Raw genomic sequence first — 17,903 nt, forward strand, 5'->3', positions numbered from 1 at the left:
GGAGAGAATACATGACTACGCACGCCAGCGAACCGGCCCTGAAGCCGGACCGCCCTCAATTTTCGTCCGGTCCCACGGTCAAGTTTCCGGGCTGGTCCCTCGACAAGCTGAAAACCGATTCGCTCGGGCGCTCGCACCGCTCCGCGCTCGGCAAGTCGCGGCTCAAATACGCCATCGACCTGTCGAAAGAGCTGCTCGGGGTCCCGGAGGATTATCTCGTCGGGATCATGCCGGCATCCGACACCGGCGCGCTTGAATGCGCGATGTGGACCATGCTCGACCCCGCGCGCCCAGCCACGGTCGCGGCGTGGGAAAGCTTTGGCAATGTGTGGATCCAGGACGCGGTCAAACAGCTGAAGCTTCCCAAGCTTACGACGCTCGATGCGGACTATGGAGAAATCCCCGACCTGCACGGCATTCCGCAGGATAACGATGTCGTCTTCACCTGGAACGGCACCACGTCGGGTGCGAAGATTCCGGGCACCGATTGGCTCGCCCCGGGCCGCGAAGGCGTGACCATCAACGATGCCACCAGCGCCGTTTTCGCCATGGAGATGGACTGGCCCAAGCTCGATGCGACGACCTACAGCTGGCAGAAGGTGATGGGTTCGGAAGCGCAGCATGGCATGCTGATCCTCAGCCCCAAGGCCGTCGAACGGATCGAAAGTTACGACCCCGCGTGGCCGCTGCCGAAGCTGTTCCGCCTCAAGAAAGGCGACAAGCTCAATCGCGCGATCTTCGAAGGTGCGACGATCAACACGCCGTCCATGCTCGCGACCGAGGATTATATCGCGGCGCTAGAATGGGCGAAGTCCATCGGCGGGCGGCAGGCGCTGTTCGAACGCGCCAACGCCAATGCGAAGATCGTGACCGACTGGATCGAAGCGACGCCGTGGGTGCGCAACATGGTCGCCGACCCGCAGAAGCGCACCAATACCGGCGTCTGCTTCCGCTTCCAGGGCGACTGGTACGATAGCCTTTCGGCCGATGAACAGGCAGCGGTGCCCAAGACCATCGCCAAGATGCTCGAAGAGCGCGATGTCGGGTATGACTTCAACGGCTATCGCGACGCTCCGCCGTCCCTGCGCATCTGGTGCGGCGGCACGCTCGAGCGGGAAGACCTCAAGCGTCTCCTGCCGTGGATCGAGTGGGCTTACGAGCGAGTGAAGGCTGGCGCTTAAGCCTGAGCGTAGCCCCCTTTTCCGTTCATGCTGAGCTTGTCGAAGCGCCGCCCTTACTTTTGGCGAGCGCTGTACCCGAAGAAAGTGCAGCCCTTCGACAGGCTCAGGGCGAACGGTTTCAGTTTTCTGGAGTTATTCCAATGACCAAGCCCAAAGTCCTCATCTCCGACAAGATGGACTCGAACGCCGCCCGCATCTTCGAAGAGCGCGGCTGCGATGTCGACGTGATCACCGGCGAATCACCCGAGGAGCTGAGGGCCCGCATCGGCGAATACGAAGGCCTTGCCATCCGTTCCTCGACCAAGGTGACGCCCGAAATCCTCGATGCGGCGACCAACCTCAAGGTCATCGGTCGCGCCGGGATCGGCGTGGATAACGTCGATATTCCGTACGCCAGCTCCAAGGGCGTGGTGGTGATGAATACGCCGTTCGGCAATTCGATCACCACGGCCGAACATGCGGTGGCGATGATGTTCGCGCTCGCGCGCCAGATTCCGCAGGCCGACCGGCGTACGCAGGCGGGCGAATGGCCCAAGAACGACTTCATGGGCGTGGAACTGACCGGCAAGATCCTGGGCCTGATCGGAGCCGGCAATATCGGTTCGATCGTCGCCGCGCGGGCGCAGGGCCTGAAGATGAAGGTCGTCGCCTTCGATCCGTTCCTGACCGAGGAGCGCGCGATCGAGATCGGGGTCGAAAAGGTCGATCTCGATTCGCTGCTGGCACGGGCCGACTTCATTACGCTGCACACCCCGCTGACCGACGAGACGCGCAACATCCTCTCGCAAGAGAATCTCGCGAAGACCAAGCAGGGCGTGCGCATCATCAATTGCGCGCGCGGGGGCCTGATCGACGAGGCGGCGCTGGCCGAGGCGCTCGACAGCGGCCAGGTTGCGGGAGCGGCGCTGGACGTGTTCCAGACCGAACCGGCCAAGGACAGCCCGCTGTTCGGCAAGCCCAACTTCATCTGCACGCCGCACCTTGGCGCTTCGACCACCGAGGCGCAGGTCAATGTCGCGCTGCAGGTGGCCGAGCAGATGGCCGATTATCTCGTCGATGGCGGCGTCACCAATGCGCTGAACATGCCGTCGCTCAGCGCAGAGGAAGCGCCCAAGCTCAAGCCCTACATGGGTCTGGCGGAAAACCTCGGCAGCCTCGTCGGCCAGCTGGCGCACGGCAATCTCACCAAAATCAGCATCGAACGCGAAGGCGCGGCGGCGGACCTTTCCGGCAAACCGATCGAAGGTGCGGTGCTGGCCGGGCTGATGCGGCAGTATTCGGACACGGTGAACATGGTCAACGCACCCTTCCTTGCCAAGGAACGCGGTCTCGACATTCGCTCCATCCGCCACGAGAAGGAAGGCGCCTACAACACCTTGCTGCGCGTGACGGTGGGCACGGAGCAGGGCGACCGCTCGGTCGCCGGAACGCTATTCGGCAGCGATGCCCCGCGACTGGTCGAGATTTTCGGCGTCCGGATCGAGGCTCAGCTGGAAGGCCACATGCTCTACATCGTCAACGAGGACGCGCCGGGCTTCATCGGCCGCATCGGAACGCTGCTGGGCGAGCACGGCATCAATATCGGCACCTTCAATCTCGGGCGCCGCAGTGCCGGGGGGGAGGCCGTGCTGCTGCTTAGCGTCGACCAGCCGATCCCGCAGGATGTCGTCAAGGCGGCCTGCGCGCTCGACGGCGTGAAAACGGTGATGCCGCTTTCTTTCTGACCTTCCACGTCACCCCGTCGGAAGCTGGGGGCGGGCGGCATCGGGTCCGACTTGATTGAGAAAGATCCCAGCTTCCGCTGGGATGACGAGGTATGTATGGCCCCGCAATGACCGACACCGACGACCTGCTCCCCATCGGCCTCGAGGACCGCCTGCCCGCAGAGGCGCGCAAGGCGACGCATGCCATGCGCGCGGCGCTGGGGGCGATGGACAGCCACGGTTACGACCGCGTGCGACCGCCGCTGATCGAATTCGAACGCTCGCTGGCAGGCCGCATGGACGGGGTGCAGACGCGCCGCCTGTTCCGCTTCGTCGATCCGGAAAGCCTGCGCACGCTGGCGCTGCGCAGCGACATGACCCCGCAGGTGGGGCGGATCGCCTCGACCGGGCTGGCCGATGCGCCGCGTCCGCTGAGGCTCTGCTATGCGGGCGATGTCGCGACGATCACCGCCGACCAGCTCGATCCCGCGCGCCAGCGCCTGCAACTGGGCGCGGAATTGATCGGGGCCGACACGGTGGCTGCTGCGAGCGAGATCGTGATGCTGGCGGTCGAAGCGGTCGAAGCGACGGGCGCGCGCGGGATTTCGGTCGACTTCACGCTGCCGGACCTGGTCGACGTGTTGGCCGCGGATGCTTTCGCGCTGGCCGAAGACCGTATCGACGCCGTTCGCCGCGAACTCGATACCAAGGATGCCGGCGGCCTCGTCGCGGCGGGGGGCGAAGCCTATCTGCCGCTGATCCATGCCGCCGGATCGCTTGGCGATGCGCTGGCTAAGCTGCGCGAACTCGACGGCGGCGGGACGCTCGCCACACGCATCGAGGCGCTTGAGACGATCGCCGATCGCATCGGCGCCCGCGCCCGCGTCACTCTCGATCCGACCGAACGTCATGGCTTCGAATACCAGAGCTGGTTCGGCTTCACGATCTACGCCGACGGCGCGCGCGGCGCACTGGGGCGCGGCGGGACCTACTGGATCAAAGGCAGCGACGAAGCCGCGACCGGATTTTCGCTCTATCTCGACGCCCTGCTGCCCGCGCTCGAAGGCCGCGAACCTGCCGCGACCGTGTTCCTGCCGCTGGGGCACGATCCATCGGTGGCGGCGCGGCTGCGCGAAGAGGCCTGGCGCACGGTCGCCGCGCTCGAAGAGAGCGACGATCCGCGCGCGCTGGGCTGCTCGCACCGGCTCGACGGCAGCGAGCCGGTCGCGCTCTAGCTGTTGAATTCGCCCGGGTTCGGGCCCATCCGGCCGTCGTCGCTGTCGAGATCGTCGATCCGCTTCATCTGCTCGTCGGTCAGCTCGAAATCGAGCGCGGTGAAATTGCTTCGGATATGGTCCGGGTTGGTCGAGCGCGGCAAAGTGCTTAGCCCGCACTGGATGTGCCAGCGGATCACCACGGCCGGCGCAGACTGCCCGGTTTCTTCGGCAATCGCTTCGATGGTCTCGTTGCCGAAAGCATTGCCCTGGCCGAGCGGCGACCAGCTTTGCGTGACGATGCCCATTTCGTCATGCAGCTTGCGCATCTCGCGCTGCTGGAAAGTCGGGTGCAGTTCGATCTGGTTGAGCGCCGGGACGACGCCGGTCTCGTCGACGATCCGCTTCAGATCCTCTTCGCGGAAGTTGGACACGCCGATGGACTTGGCCTTGCCCTGGTCGCGCAGTTCGATCAGCGCTTTCCATGTCTCCACGAACAGACCCTTCTCCGGGCAGGGCCAGTGGATCAGCAGCATGTCGACATGATCGCGGCCAAGCCGTGACAGACACTTGTCGGCCGCCTTCAGCGTGCGGTCATAGCCCTGGCTTTCATTCCAGATTTTCGTCTGGAGGAAGATGTCCGACCAATCGCCGATCCCTTCGCCGACCTCCTTCTCGTTGCCATAGACGGCGGCGGTGTCGATCAGCCAGTACCCGGCCTCGAGCGCGGTCTTCACCGCCCCGGCGGCGTCTTCGGGATCGATCTCCCAGGTGCCGAAACCCAGTTGCGGGATCTGGCGGTCGTCGTTGAGCGTGAGCAGCGGATAGTCGGTCATAGTGTCTCCTTCGCTTCATCAATGAGCGAAGGGGCTGCATGTTTCCGTCCGGTCTCAGGATGCAGCCATGAATCCCAGGTTACGGGTGGCGAAGCGACCGATATTGGGCGCGACGCTGGGCAATTCGCTGTCGCTGACGCCGAACCAGCGCGCCAGCGTGGCCGAATATTCGTCGACCGAGGTGCTCGGCAGCAAGCGTCCGCGGCCGACCTGATCGTTGGATTCAACTGACACTTGCGGCGCGGTACCGTAAAACCGTCCGCCGTTGACCGCTCCGCCGAGAATGAAATGATGTCCGCCCCAGCCGTGGTCGCTGCCGTCGCCGTTCGACGTCAGGGTGCGCCCGAAATCCGATGCGGTAAAGGCGGTCACGCGATCCGCGATGCCCATTTCTACCGTGGCCCGGTAAAAAGAGTCGAGCGCGGCGTCGACTTGCCCGAGCAGCCCTTCGTGCTGGCCGATCAACCCGTCGTGATTGTCGAAACCGCCCATCGACACCATGAAAACCTGGCGCGTAACGCCCAGGCTGCCGCGCGCGGCGATAAGGCGGGCGACGACGGAAAGCTGGTCTGCAAGGCGGTTGCCATTGCCGAAGTCCGTAGTCAGCGAGGAATTGTCGAGGGCGTTGTTTACGAAGCCACCATATTCGATCGAACGCGCCGTCGTTTGCGCGTAGTCCGCTTCGAGCAGATGTCCGTTATGCTGCCGCAACAGCGTTTCCAGTGCGCTGCTCGCCGCGCCCGAGCGATAGACATTGCGACCCAGCGCACCGATCTGCACCGCACCGCCGCTTCCGACCTGGTAGGGCAGCGCATTCTCTCCGGCCAGGAAGACGGCATTGCCGGTCGCATTGATGACCGTGAACATCGAATTGGTGTTGCTCGTCAGCGCGAGGTCGCCCATCCGGCCGCCCCATCCGGTGACGGAACCTTCCGGGTTCGAGCTCTGCCACGTCGATTGCTGATCGTTGTGGGAGAAAAGCTTGGGCGGACGCGGTACCGAACGATTGTCGTATTGCACCCGTGTCATCGGCGCCTCGAGCGGACCGACATTCAGCAGGGGCGCCATCAGCCCCTGGTCGAAGCGCGCCTTGAGACGCGGCATCGTGGGGGCGAGCGCATAGCGGATATCGTCGGTGAGCACCTGCCCGGCGGGCTGGTTCAGGACCGACGCCGCCAGCGAATCGCGCGCCAGCGCAATACCTTCGCCCCCATTCGCCCCGCCGCGGATCGCCAGATAGCGGTTATAGTTCGCGGCATCGTAGGGGATCAGCGTGTTGCCGTGGTCGTTGCCGCCGTACAGGAACACGCAGACCAGCGCCTTGTAGCCGCCGCTCCCGCTGAAGGCAGCGGCTTCGCCGATACCCGTAAGTCCCAATGCGTAGGAGGAAGCGGCACCCGCCATCGCCAGTTGTCCGGTCCGGCGCATGAAGGCTCGGCGTGAGATTTCGTTGGTTTTTCCGATGAACATCTGGCCGCGCTCCCTTACTTCTGGACCATGTAATCGTTGGACGCCATGACCAGCAGGACGGCGATATGGATGCGGCGTAGCTTGTCTTCTTCAGGATCGCTTGCCGCCACGGGATTGTCGTCCAGCGCCGCCAGGATCGTGGAGCGCGTACTCTGGCTCAACTGCCGGGCCGTCAGCAGCAGATCGAGCCTGTCGAGCAGCGCCGTGCTGTCATGCGCGATGCCGAGTTCCGAGGCGTACGGTATCTCGATATCGTTCATCCAGCTGCCGCGCCCTTCGATGGAGCGCTCCATGAAGTTGACATATGTCGCGACGGTGCTCTCGTTCACGATCTGGAATTCGGGGGCGACGAGGCCGTTGTCGGCGGCTTGCGAATTCAACGGCACATAGCCCGGGCGAAAGAAGTTGAAGACCGAGGGCGAGCGTAGCGGAGACTGGCCGAGACGGTTGGAGCTGCTGGAAAGATCCCCGACGTCCCAATTGCCGCTGGAGGAGCGCGCGCCGAAGGTTCGGCCGAATTGCGCGAAACGCAGCATGGGCTCGCGCAATTTGCCGAAGGTGTTCGATGACACGCCGCTGTCGGACAACGCCTCGTCGTCCAGCAGGACGGCCTTGAACATGGCGCGCAGATCGCCGCGCACGCCGCTGCCGTTGTTGTTGAAGGTTTCCGCCACGCGCTGGACGTAGGCCGGGCTGGGATTGCTGGTGACCAGGCGCTGGATCATCTGCCTGCCGAGAAACGGCCCGACATTCGGATGGTTGTAAAGCGCGTCCAATGTCAGGCGCAAAGTTTCTGCCGCGCCGGTGCCGGGCGCGATGGTGGTGCCGAGAAAGCTCTTTTCCTCGTCGGAGTGGAATCCTTCCCCGCGCGGGCGACGCCATTTTGCAAGATCGGCCGTCATCGGCTGGCGGGCGTAATCGGGGTCCTGCACTTGGCGCCCGCCATCGCCGGCATTCGTCGTGAAACCGACGCCCGAATAATCGTAGTCGTAGCCGGTGAACGCCTTGGCAATCCCGGTGACGTCGTCATTGTCGTAGGTGTCGACAGGATCGCCTGCACTGTCGGTGCGTAGCGAGCCGTCGATATTGAGCTCGTAGAGGCCGATCGAGAACAGCTGCATGACCTCTCGGCCATAATTTTCGTCGGGCACCCGCCCTTTGCCGTCGGCCTTGCGATTGCCCAGCGTGTTGAGGAACACTCCCATGGCGGGGTTTAGCGTGATCGCTTCGAGCAGGTCGCGATAATTGCCGAAGGCATGCTCGTTGAGGATGTCCCAATACTCGCCCAGCGCCTGGCTGCGCCAGGTGATGCTTACGCTGTTGAGCGAGACCACGAAGAATTCCGACAGCGCCAGCGCGGCTCGCTTGCGCACTCCGCTGGTGCCGCGAATCAGCTGGCTCCACATCATGTTGTCGGCGGGGCGGCGGCTGAAATAATGGCGGTTGCCGTCGACCGCATCATAGCCGCGGTCGGCGAAGAAGGCGCGGGCGGAGCGGTCATTGCCGAGGTTCATCTGCGCATCGAGCCACGGCTCGTAGCCCAAATCCTTGACCTCCGCGATTGCGCCATCGGAAGCGGCGATGGAGGCCTGCAAAATGAAGCGCGCAGCCTGCGCATCGGTCTGCGGCTTGAGGACGGTCGGCGCCGGGGTTCCGCCACCACCTGTCGGCGGGGCACCGCCTCCGCCCGAACTGCCCGAGCCCCCGTCGCCTCCGCCGCAGGCCGCCGTGGCAAGCGCCAGCGAACCGACCGCCGCGCGTGCAGCAAGCCCGGCGGAGGTTGCACCCTCAGTATGTAGCTCTGCAGGATGTGCGCCCTGACTGCCATCCTCGCCCACGCTCTCGCGCACAGGCACGGTGGCGCTCGCCGTTTCCAGCGTTTGATCCCTCATGCGACCCGGCTCCCGTCCAGTACCGGCCTTCGCACCCCTGCGACGACCTAGCACAGCCCCCGGACTAACGCCCCCTCTTGCGCAATGTGTTACCACGCAGCGTTAGTGGGAAATTTACTACGCCGCGGGACGGTCCCTGGCGAGAGGACAAGGGAACGGGCCGTCGGGTTTCGCACTCGGCCCGCCGCCGAAAGGGGCGTTTCCTACACGCGCCCCCTCGGGTAGAGGCTTGATATGCCAAGTTCGCGATCGCTCCTGCCCGCCTGCCGCGTGCCATCTGGGTAAAAGTCACACGCCGGAAACGAATATGGCCAGTAAATTATTGATCGGACGAAGAAAAATACGAAACTGGCGATGTCTGAAAAACCGATCCGGCCTCAACATAAACGCTTCGACTTGACCGCAATCTGTCCTCACCCTAACCCGCGCACCGTATCCGGAACGCTCCGTCGTTCCTCCATCCCATCCCCTGGTCGAGTCCTGTCGAAGGACCTTGTGGATCCCCCGGCAGGGGAAGAGGCATACCCATGGCTAACGTAACCGTAATCGGCGCCCAGTGGGGCGATGAGGGCAAGGGCAAGATCGTCGACTGGCTGGCCGACCGCGCCGATGCGGTCGTACGGTTTCAGGGTGGGCACAATGCCGGCCACACGCTGGTGGTCGATGGCACCACTTACAAGCTGAGCCTGCTGCCGAGCGGGATCGTGTCGGGCACGTTGTCGATAATCGGCAATGGTGTCGTGCTCGATCCGTGGGCGCTCAAGCAAGAGGTCGAGAAGCTCGAGGGGCAGGGCGTCACGATCAACGACGACAATTTCGCCATCGCCGACAATTGCCCGCTGATCCTGCCGATCCACCGCGATCTCGACGGCCTGCGTGAAGCTGCAGCCGGTACCGGCAAGATCGGCACCACCGGTCGCGGCATCGGCCCGGCTTATGAAGACAAGGTCGGCCGCCGCGCGATCCGCGTGTGCGACCTCGAACATCTCGACAGCCTGGAGCCGCAGCTCGACCGCCTCTGCGCCCATCACGATGCGCTGCGCGCCGGGTTCGAGGAGCCGCCCGTGGATCGGGAGCGGCTATTGGGCGACCTTCGCGAAATCGCGCCCTTCGTGCTCCGCTTTGCGCAGCCGGTGTGGAAGCGGCTGAAGAAAGTGCGCAAGGCGGGCGCGAAGATCCTCTTTGAAGGCGCGCAGGGCGTGCTGCTCGATGTCGATCACGGCACCTATCCCTTCGTCACCAGTTCCAACACCGTCAGCGGCACGGCAGCGAGCGGCAGCGGATTAGGGCCAGGGGCGGCGGGCTTCGTCCTCGGCATCGTCAAGGCCTATACCACCCGCGTCGGCAGCGGCCCTTTCCCGACCGAACTCGACGATGAAATCGGCCAGCGGCTGGGTGAGCGAGGGCATGAATTCGGCACCGTCACTGGTCGCCAGCGCCGGGTCGGATGGTTCGATGCCGTGCTGGTGCGCCAGACCTGCGCGATCAGTGGCGTAACCGGTATCGCGCTGACCAAGATCGACGTGCTTGATGGGCTGGATACGGTGAAGATCTGCACGGGCTACCGGCTTAACAATAATGTCTACGATTACCTGCCGAGCCATGCCGCGAGCCAGGCGGCGGTGGAACCGATCTACGAGGAAATGGAAGGCTGGAGCGAAAGCACTGCCGGCGCGCGGAGCTTTGCCGACCTGCCCGCCAATGCGGTGAAATACATCCAGCGCATCCAGGAACTGATCGAATGCCCAGTGGCGCTGGTCTCGACCAGCCCCGAGCGTGACGACACCATTTTGATGCGCGATCCGTTTATGGATTGATCAGGCGTCGCTGCCGACCGCCGCCAGCGCGGTTTCCTTAGCCCAGGCATAGTCGGCCTTGCCATTCGCGGCGCGGGCCACTTCGTCGACCACGACCAACTGGCGCGGCATCTTGTATCCGGCCAGCCTGGTGCGCGCGAAATCGATCACTTCGCCCTGGTCGATCGTGTGGCCCTCGCTCTGCGAAACCACCGCCACGATGCGCTCGCCGAAGCGGTCATCGGGCACGCCGACCACCAGTGCATCCCAGACGCTGTCATGCGCCTTCAACGCTTCCTCGACTTCCTCGGGGAAGACCTTCTCGCCGCCAGTATTTATGCAAACCGATCCGCGCCCGAGCAGGATCAGCGAACCGTCCTTCGCGACCTTGGCGAAGTCGCCGGCGAAGGAATAACGATGGCCGCGTATTTCGCGGAACGTCTTGGCGCTCTTTTCCGGGTCCTTGTAATAGGCGATCGGCGTGAAGCCGCCATTGGCGATCATGCCGATCGCGTCCGACCCGGGCACGACTTCTTCGTCGTTCTCGTCGAATACCTTGGTGTCCTTGCCGAGTTCGAACTTGGCCGTCTCGCTGGGCGGTGCGGCGCGCGATGTGATGGAGGAGCCCATGCTGCCCTCGGTCGAACCGATGGCGTCGCGGATCTCGATGTCGAGATGTTCGAGCAGGCCGAGCTTGGTCTCGGCGGAGAACATCGCGCCCGAAGAAACGATCGCCTGCAGCCTCGAGAGGTCATAGGGCTCGCCGCGCTCTGCCGCCGCGCGCAGCGACGCCAGCAGCGGCTTGGCAAAGGCATCGCCGACCACGACGATCACATTGGCGCCGACCTTGGCGGCATATTCCCACGTCCGGTCGGGATCGAACTTCTCGTCGCGCAAGGTCGCGACCGCGCCGCCCGCCGTATGCGCGGCGAACCCGCCGAGCCACATACCGGTGCCGTGCATCAGCGGGCAGGCGGGGAAGGCGATCGGCGACATGCCCGCTGCCGCCAATTGCTTGACCGCGCCGAGCAGGATTTCCTTAGATGGCTCGATATCCGGCCCAAGGATGAAACCCGCGATCGCTTTCACGAAATCGCCCTGCCGGTACACCACGCCCTTAGGCATGCCCGTCGTGCCTCCGGTGTAAACCATGTAATGATCGTCTTCGCTGTAGGCGAGGCGCGGGAGTGGGTCGTGCCCGGCGGTCACCGCTTCCAGGTCCTTGGCGCCTTCGAGCTTTTCGCCGCTGCCATCCTCGATCTGGATCGCCAGCTTGAGCTTGGGCAGCTTGTCGCGAATTGCGGCGAGGCGCGGTGCGAAGCGGGCATCGAAGAACACCGCATCGACATCGGCATTGTCGAACAGGTAGACCAGTTCGTCGTCGACATAGCGGTAATTGACATTGATCGGCACCGCGCGCGCCTTGAACACAGCGAATTGCGCTTCGAGGAACGCGGAGGAGTTGTGCCCGTAGATCGCGACCTTGGCATCGGGCTCGATCCCGTGCTCGACCAGCGCCGCCGCCAGCCGCGACGCGCGATCCTCGTATTCGCGCCAAGTGCGTTTCGCATCGCCTTCGATCAGCGCGACATTGTCGGGCACCAGCGAAGCGATCTTCTCGAACAGGTCGGCAAAATGCCAGATCATGGCTGTCTCTCCTCAGGCATCCCCTGCGCTGCACTATGTGCCGAGGGGGCAAACTTGTCACGGTTCATTGCAGGTTCCGGCCAATGCCCTAGCATAGTCCCATGATCCGCTTCCGCATTCCGGCCTTGATGCTCGGCCTAGCATTCGTCGCATCCTGCGCGCCGACGCCGCAGCCGGTGTCTGTCGAGGCGCCGCCGGTCGATTTCCTGCTGGTCGACAAGTCGGACCGGACCCTGGCGCTTTATCGCGACGGGGCGGAAGTGCGACGCTACACGGGCCTGCAATTCGGCGATGCGCCACTGGGCCACAAGCGCTTCGAAGGGGACGAGCGCACGCCGGAAGGCCGCTATACGATCGATACGCGCAATCCGAACAGCGCCTATTACCTGTCCCTGCGGGTCTCCTATCCCAACGCGCAGGACCGCGCCTATGCCGAGGGGCAGGGGCGCGATCCCGGGGGTGACATCTTCCTGCACGGCCAGCCGAACTGGTTGCCGGCGGGGCGCATGCCGGGGGACTGGACCGATGGTTGCATAGCCTTCACCAACGCCGAGATGGACGAGCTGTGGCGGCTGGTGCGCGACGGAACACCGATCGAAATCCGCCCCTAGCTTACTTCGCGCCCAGCTCGGCGACCTGAGTCTGCAGGCGTTTCACTTCCTTCAGCAGCATCAGCCCGACCACGATGGCGATGGCAAAGGCGGTTTTCTTGGTCACACCCGATAGTCGCGCATGAAAGCCAAAAGGTTCGGTCCGCCAAACAGATGTAGCCAGTATTCTTGACTATGTCCCTCTTTGTTCTATCCTTGTTCTCAAATAAGGGAGAATCGGAATGCAAGCAGCCCCCTTCGACTACGCGCCTGTCAACGATGCCGCAGGCTCGCCAACAGCGGTTTCAATCTTCGCCGATCGACCGCATGTACGCGCGACTATCGCTGACGACGTGGCCGGGGCGGGTTTTCGCATCATGCGCGAAGCGGGTTTGGCAGACGTGCTTGACGGGCATCCGGTTACACTGGGCGAGATCGTCTTGCTCGATTGTCCTGCGGTCGATGCCGGTGTGCTCGCAGCGCTGTCGCGGCTCGACATGCGGGTGGCGCGCTCGGGTGCGCGGCTGGTCGTTTCGACAACGATCGAGGCGCTGGAGGACGTGTTTGCCTGCCTCGACCAGTCGCAGGCGCGGATCCTCGTGGCGCCGACTAGGGGTGAGCGCGTAGTTGCCTTGGGGCAGGAGTTAACGATGATCGCGCGGGTGCGCGTTCGTGAATCCTCGGGGGAAGACCATATTTCGCTGCTCCGGCTGGCCGAGCAGGTATCCGAAATTGCGCGCAAGCTGGATTCGCTCGCTCCGTCCAATGACGATGGCGGTGGCAGCGCCTTTCGGTTTGAGACACCGAAGCCGGCCTATTCCGGGCCTGAAGAGGCTGATTCGAGCGGTCGGCTGGGCCGCGCCGCCCGCCCGCCGCTGCCCGATCCGCGGCTTGTCCGGCAGATCATTCGCCAACGCCAGATGCGCGCGCGCTTTTTCGATGGGGAGCTGTTTGCGGACCCGGCGTGGGATATCCTGCTCGACCTGACCGCCGCACGGGCCGAGCATGAGCGGGTCTCTGTTACCTCGTTGTGCATCGCCAGCGGCGTCCCGCCGACCACCGCGCTACGCTGGATCAGCCAGATGACCGAAGCGGGCCTGCTCGAGCGCGTGGAAGACGAGCAGGACAAGCGCCGCGCCTTCATCGCGCTGAGCGACAATGCCGCCGATGCCATGGCGCGCTATTTTGCAGAAGTGGGTAAGGACGCCGGACGGTTGGTCTGAAACCGCGCGACCGAACTCAAGCGCGTGTGAGCACGACGACGAGGCCCTCGAACTCGGTAGGGTCCTGAGGCAATTCGCGGCGCAAGGCGTCGGCGCGCGATCGGTCGAGAATTGCGGCATCTATGCCCGCGTCATGCAGGACCACATCTGCAACGCCAAGCAGGCGCGCTTGCTTGAGTGTGAGGTCTTCGGGATCGTTGCTGGCCAGTGCGATGGTTTCGGCCCGGATGGCGTCCGGCGCGGCGTTGCCATCGAGCCATGCCTCCACCCGATCCGCTGCGGCGCTCTCGAACGGGTCGAGAATGCCGCCCTCGCTGAGCGCGGCGTCTACTGCGCGACGGCGCTGGTCGCCGGAAGGAAACCGGTCCCGCATCGCATCGCGCGATGCCGCCAGCTTGCTTGCAAGCGCACCAAGGCTTTGTGGCAGCAATCGCTCAAGCCGCAAGCGCAAATGCTTGGCGAGCCCGGCAGAAGCGCCGGACGTCGAAACCGCGACCAGCACCGGCTCGCGATCCAGGATGCTGGGCGTGGTGAAATCGCAAAGCGCGGGCATATCGGCAACATTCACCAGCAGGCCTTTTGCCTTGAGCCGCCGGTGCACTGCCCTGGCTTCCCGCTCATCCTCCAGTGCTACGAAAGCGAGATGCGCGTGATGAGCCTCGGCTTCGCTGCAAGGAATTCCGCCCGCGCGTTCGACGAGCCGGGTCTTGGCTTCGCCCATCTCGCCTTCACCGACCACCACGACGCGTTTGCCGCGTACCCGGTGGAAGAGAGGCAGCGAGCCGATCATGGCCGGATCAGGCCAGCCATTCGGGCACGCGCTCGGCATCCATGATCGCGCCCGCATCGATCCGGTCGGCGACGACAGCGAACTGGTCCCCGTCGACCAGCACCTCTGCGACGAAACCGCGCGAGTTGTAGCTGCTCGCCATGGTCGCGCCATAGGCCCCGGCGGTGCGGAACACGGCGAGGTCGCCCGACTGCAAAGCGTCGCACTTGCGGTCGCGCGCGAACGTATCGCCCGTCTCGCAGATCGGGCCGACGATATTCGCGGTCATGTGTTCGCCGCTCGGTTCGACTGCGTCGAAATCGTGCCACGCGCCATAGAGCGCAGGTCGGGCCAGGTCGTTCATTGCAGCATCGACGATCACGAAGGGCGGCCCGTTGCCGCCGCGCTTCACACGGATCACCCGCGTCAGAAGGATACCGGCATTGCCTGCGATCACGCGGCCCGGCTCGAACGTCAGGTGCACGCGCCAGTCCCGCGTGACCCGCGCCACCATCGCGCCATAGTCGGCGGGCGAGGGGAATTCCTCGCCTGCCTTGTAGGGGACGCCCAGGCCGCCGCCGAGATCGACATGCGTGATGAGGTGCCCCGCTTCGCGCAAATCGGCGACGAGCTTTCCGACTTTCCCGAATGCGGTCTCCAGAGGCTCGAGGTCGCCCAGCTGGCTACCGATGTGAACCGCAATGCCGCGCAGGTGCAGCCCGTCGAGCTGCACCAATTCCGCGAACACCTCACGGGCATGGACCAGCGGGATGCCGAACTTGTTCTCCGCCTTGCCGGTCGAAATCTTCTCGTGGGTCTTGGCGTCGACGTCGGGATTGATGCGCAGGCAGGCCGGTGCCAGTTCCCCCCGCGCGGCTGCAAGCTCTGCCAGTTCGCGGCCTTCTTCGCGCGACTCGATGTTGAATTGTCCGATGCCTTCATCGAGGCCGAGCATCAGCTCCGCGCGGGTCTTGCCGACGCCCGAAAACACGATCTTGGCCGGTGCCATTCCCGCCGCCAGGGCGCGCCGTAGTTCGCCACCTGAGACGACATCGGCCCCGAAGCCCGCTTTCTGTAGCACCTTGAGAACGGCTAGGTTGGGATTGGACTTGACCGCGAAGGCGATCAGCTTGTCCGGAACCTCGGCCAGCCCCTCAGTGAAAACACGCGCATGGCGCTCGAGCGTAGCGCGCGAATAGACGTAGACCGGCGTACCGACCTCCTCCGCAATCTGCGGAAGCGGCACGTCCTCGGCATGCAAGACGCCGCTATTGAGGGAAAAATGGTCCATTGGGCGATCGGTCAGGCGTTATTCGGGTGGCAGGTCGAAGGGATCGTCTTCGCGAGTCTCTGAACGACGGCGCAGTTCGACGCTGCGTTCGGGTTCGGCCAGCGTATCGCGCTCGAGCAATTCCTCCGCCGTCAATTGGCGTTCGCTGCCATACGGCGCAGGCGGCAGCTCGGCTCCCGCGACCGGCTTGAGGTCGGCCTGCTGCCCGCACGCGGCGAGTGCTACAAGCGCAAGCAGTACAATGCTGTGGCGGGTGTGACGCATCATTCCTCCATCCCCAGCGCCCGGCGCGCTGCGGCGACTTGTTCGCGTACCCGATCGGGCGCGGTCCCGCCATAGGAAGCGCGCGCCGCGACCGAGGCATCGAGCGTCAGGACCGCGCGCACGCGCTCGTCGAGCCGCGCGTCGATGCCCTTGAGATCGTCGAGCGAGAGGTCCTCCAGCGTGCATTCTTTTCTGTCCGCAAGCTTCACCGCTGCGCCGGTAATATGATGCGCCTCGCGGAAGGGAATATCGGCCTCGCGCACCAGCCAGTCGGCGAGATCGGTCGCGGTGGCATGACCGAGCCCCGCTGCATGGCGCATGCGCTCGGCGTTGAAGTCGGCGCCTGCGATCATGCCTTCCATTGCTGCCAGGCACAGGTCGAGTAGCCCGGCCGCTTCGAAAACCGGCGGCTTGTCGTCCTGCATGTCCTTCGAATAGGCCAGCGGCAGGCCTTTCATTGTCACGATCAGCGCTGTCGTAGCGCCGACGATCCGCCCGGCATGGCCGCGCACCAGCTCGGCGGCGTCCGGGTTCTTCTTCTGCGGCATGATCGAGCTGCCGGTGGAGAGGCTGTCGGGCAGCCGCACGAAGCCGAATGGCTGGCTCGCCCACAGGATCAATTCCTCCGCGAGGCGTGACAGATGCAGAGCGCACTGGCTTGCCGCCTGCAGGTAATCGAGCGCGAAATCGCGATCGGAGACGGTGTCGAGGCTGTTGGCGGTGGGCCGCGCGAAACCGAGTGCATCGGCAGTCATGGTGCGATCGAGATCGAAACCGGTCCCTGCCAGCGCCGCTGCGCCGAGCGGGCATTCATCGGCGCGCGCAAGGTTGTCGCCGAACCGCGAAGCGTCGCGGCGCAGCATCTCATAATAGGCCAATAGATGATGGCCGAGCGTCACCGGCTGCGCGGTCTGAAGATGGGTAAAGCCCGGCATGACGCTGTCGGCATGCTCGCCGGCACGGACAACAAGCGCGCGTTGCAGCGCTGCGATGCCATCGAGCGCACAGTTCGTCGCTTCGCGCACCCACAGCTTGAAATCGGTCGCGACCTGGTCGTTGCGGCTGCGCGCGGTGTGCAGCCGCCCGGCGACCGGGCCGATCAGCTCGGTCAGCCGCGCCTCGACGGTCATGTGAATGTCCTCGAGGTCCCAGTCCTCGGGCACGCCATCGCGCTCATACTCCGCCGCGACCTGCTGCAGGCCATCGTCGATCGCCTTCGCATCCTCGGCGCTGACGATCCCCTGCTTCGCCAGCATCGCCACATGCGCGCGGCTGCCGGCGATATCCTGCCGCCACAGCGCCTTGTCGAACGGGATAGAAGCGTTGATTTCGCGCATGATCGCACTAGGTCCTTCAGCGAACCTGCCGCCCCACATCTGGTTGGAGCCTTTCGTGTCCCGAGTGTCGCTCACGCTTGCAATCGTCCTTCTTGCGCTCGCCGGGTGCGATAGGGCCGCGCCCGACCCCGCGCAAGGCGAGGGCGCATTGGGGGCGGAGAAGGCCAGCTTGGCCGGCGAAGTCGATCGCAGTCGCGCGGGCGAACTGATGCCGGCAGAGACGGTCCGTCTGCCCGATGGCACGCAGCTCAATCTCGGCGCGCTGCAGGGCCAGCCGGTACTGCTCAACCTGTGGGCAACGTGGTGTGCGCCGTGCAAGAAGGAGATGCCGCTGCTCGATGAATTGGCTCTGGAGCGCGACGGTGAGCTGCGGGTCCTGACCGTCAGCCAGGATTTACAAGGTGCAGAGAAAGTCTTGCCCTATTTCGAACAAGCGGGTTTCCAAGCGCTCGAGCCGTGGCTCGACCCGCACAATGGGCTGGGCCAGCACTACGACGCGGGGCTGCCGATGACGGTGCTCTATGACGCGAATGGGCAAGAGGTGTGGCGCATCGCGGGAGATTACGACTGGTCGAGTGCCGAGGCGGCTGGATTGATTGATGAGGGTATAGGTACATAATTGTACGATGAGAAAGCACCTAGATTTCGTAGGTAACTCGCGAGGCGATCAATTGCTGGAATTTTTCCTGA

15 protein-coding genes are annotated in these 17,903 nt (G+C 64.4%); 7 read left to right on the forward strand and 8 right to left on the reverse strand.

The genetic code is table 11. From position 1 onward, the window contains the following. The first annotated feature begins 11 nt into the window (after positions 1–11). The 3 genes from EL2594_RS01940 to EL2594_RS01950 all read left to right on the forward strand — a co-directional run bounded on the left by EL2594_RS01940 (position 12) and on the right by EL2594_RS01950 (position 4,119). Positions 12–1,181 carry a phosphoserine transaminase gene (locus tag EL2594_RS01940; protein ID WP_011413359.1) on the forward strand — a complete coding sequence of 390 codons (1,170 nt, stop codon included), beginning with the start codon at positions 12–14 and terminating at the stop codon, positions 1,179–1,181. A 140-nt stretch (positions 1,182–1,321) separates the two neighbouring features. Beyond that, the gene (gene serA / locus EL2594_RS01945) at positions 1,322–2,905 is read left to right on the forward strand and encodes a phosphoglycerate dehydrogenase (protein ID WP_011413362.1); all 1,584 of its coding nucleotides are present in this window, start codon (positions 1,322–1,324) and stop codon (positions 2,903–2,905) included. A 107-nt stretch (positions 2,906–3,012) separates the two neighbouring features. Then, entirely contained in the window at positions 3,013–4,119 is a 1,107-nt protein-coding gene (locus tag EL2594_RS01950) for an ATP phosphoribosyltransferase regulatory subunit (protein WP_041685553.1), read from the forward strand. Here the strand turns inward: EL2594_RS01950 and EL2594_RS01955 are convergent. Genes EL2594_RS01955 through EL2594_RS01965 form a run of 3 tightly spaced genes read right to left on the reverse strand, consistent with a single transcriptional unit; the run spans position 4,116 to position 8,296 of the window. Further along, entirely contained in the window at positions 4,116–4,934 is an 819-nt protein-coding gene (locus EL2594_RS01955) for an aldo/keto reductase (protein ID WP_011413364.1), read from the reverse strand. The two genes, EL2594_RS01950 and EL2594_RS01955, sit on opposite strands and share 4 nt — an antisense overlap. 54 nt (positions 4,935–4,988) lie before the next feature. Further along, positions 4,989–6,404: a DUF1501 domain-containing protein gene (locus EL2594_RS01960; RefSeq protein ID WP_011413365.1), complete on the reverse strand. Its 1,416-nt coding sequence runs from the start codon at positions 6,402–6,404 to the stop codon at positions 4,989–4,991. Positions 6,405–6,418: 14 nt separating this feature from the next. Next, entirely contained in the window at positions 6,419–8,296 is a 1,878-nt protein-coding gene (locus EL2594_RS01965) for a DUF1800 domain-containing protein (RefSeq protein WP_011413366.1), read from the reverse strand. A 527-nt stretch (positions 8,297–8,823) separates the two neighbouring features. Here EL2594_RS01965 and EL2594_RS01970 point away from each other — a divergent pair. Continuing rightward, on the forward strand, positions 8,824–10,113 hold the full coding sequence (locus tag EL2594_RS01970) for an adenylosuccinate synthase (protein ID WP_011413367.1): 1,290 nt from the start codon (positions 8,824–8,826) through the stop codon (positions 10,111–10,113). Here EL2594_RS01970 and EL2594_RS01975 read toward each other — a convergent pair whose 3' ends face one another. Next, on the reverse strand, positions 10,114–11,739 hold the full coding sequence (locus tag EL2594_RS01975) for an acyl-CoA synthetase (protein WP_011413368.1): 1,626 nt from the start codon (positions 11,737–11,739) through the stop codon (positions 10,114–10,116). A gap of 101 nt (positions 11,740–11,840) precedes the next feature. Between EL2594_RS01975 and EL2594_RS01980 the strand changes: the two genes are divergently transcribed. Together EL2594_RS01980 and EL2594_RS01985 are read left to right on the forward strand one after the other, a co-directional pair. Further along, the gene (locus tag EL2594_RS01980; protein WP_011413369.1) at positions 11,841–12,350 is read left to right on the forward strand and encodes a L,D-transpeptidase family protein; all 510 of its coding nucleotides are present in this window, start codon (positions 11,841–11,843) and stop codon (positions 12,348–12,350) included. Between the two features lie 221 nt (positions 12,351–12,571). Next, a complete protein-coding gene (locus EL2594_RS01985) occupies positions 12,572–13,552 on the forward strand; it encodes a winged helix DNA-binding protein (RefSeq protein WP_011413371.1) in 981 nt (326 codons plus the stop codon). Positions 13,553–13,568: 16 nt separating this feature from the next. Here EL2594_RS01985 and EL2594_RS01990 read toward each other — a convergent pair whose 3' ends face one another. The 4 genes from EL2594_RS01990 to argH are packed head-to-tail and all read right to left on the reverse strand — an operon-like array spanning position 13,569 to position 17,213. Further along, positions 13,569–14,342 (reverse strand): precorrin-2 dehydrogenase/sirohydrochlorin ferrochelatase family protein, encoded by a 774-nt coding sequence (locus EL2594_RS01990; RefSeq protein WP_041685557.1) that lies wholly within the window; start codon positions 14,340–14,342, stop codon positions 13,569–13,571. Positions 14,343–14,349: 7 nt separating this feature from the next. Continuing rightward, entirely contained in the window at positions 14,350–15,612 is a 1,263-nt protein-coding gene (lysA, locus tag EL2594_RS01995) for a diaminopimelate decarboxylase (protein ID WP_011413373.1), read from the reverse strand. Positions 15,613–15,630: 18 nt separating this feature from the next. Next, a complete protein-coding gene (locus EL2594_RS02000) occupies positions 15,631–15,879 on the reverse strand; it encodes a hypothetical protein (protein ID WP_011413374.1) in 249 nt (82 codons plus the stop codon). After that, complete coding sequence (gene argH / locus EL2594_RS02005) at positions 15,876–17,213, reverse strand: argininosuccinate lyase (protein ID WP_011413375.1); 1,338 nt, start codon at positions 17,211–17,213, stop codon at positions 15,876–15,878. Before argH ends, EL2594_RS02000 begins: the two co-directional genes overlap by 4 nt. Here argH and EL2594_RS02010 point away from each other — a divergent pair. Continuing rightward, on the forward strand, positions 17,212–17,832 hold the full coding sequence (locus EL2594_RS02010) for a TlpA family protein disulfide reductase (RefSeq protein ID WP_081432338.1): 621 nt from the start codon (positions 17,212–17,214) through the stop codon (positions 17,830–17,832). The genes argH and EL2594_RS02010 overlap by 2 nt on opposite strands. Positions 17,833–17,903: the final 71 nt, after the last annotated feature.

The sequence above is a fragment of the Erythrobacter litoralis HTCC2594 genome, assembly GCF_000013005.1.
In the GTDB taxonomy this organism is placed as follows: Bacteria; Pseudomonadota; Alphaproteobacteria; order Sphingomonadales; family Sphingomonadaceae; genus Parerythrobacter; species Parerythrobacter litoralis_A.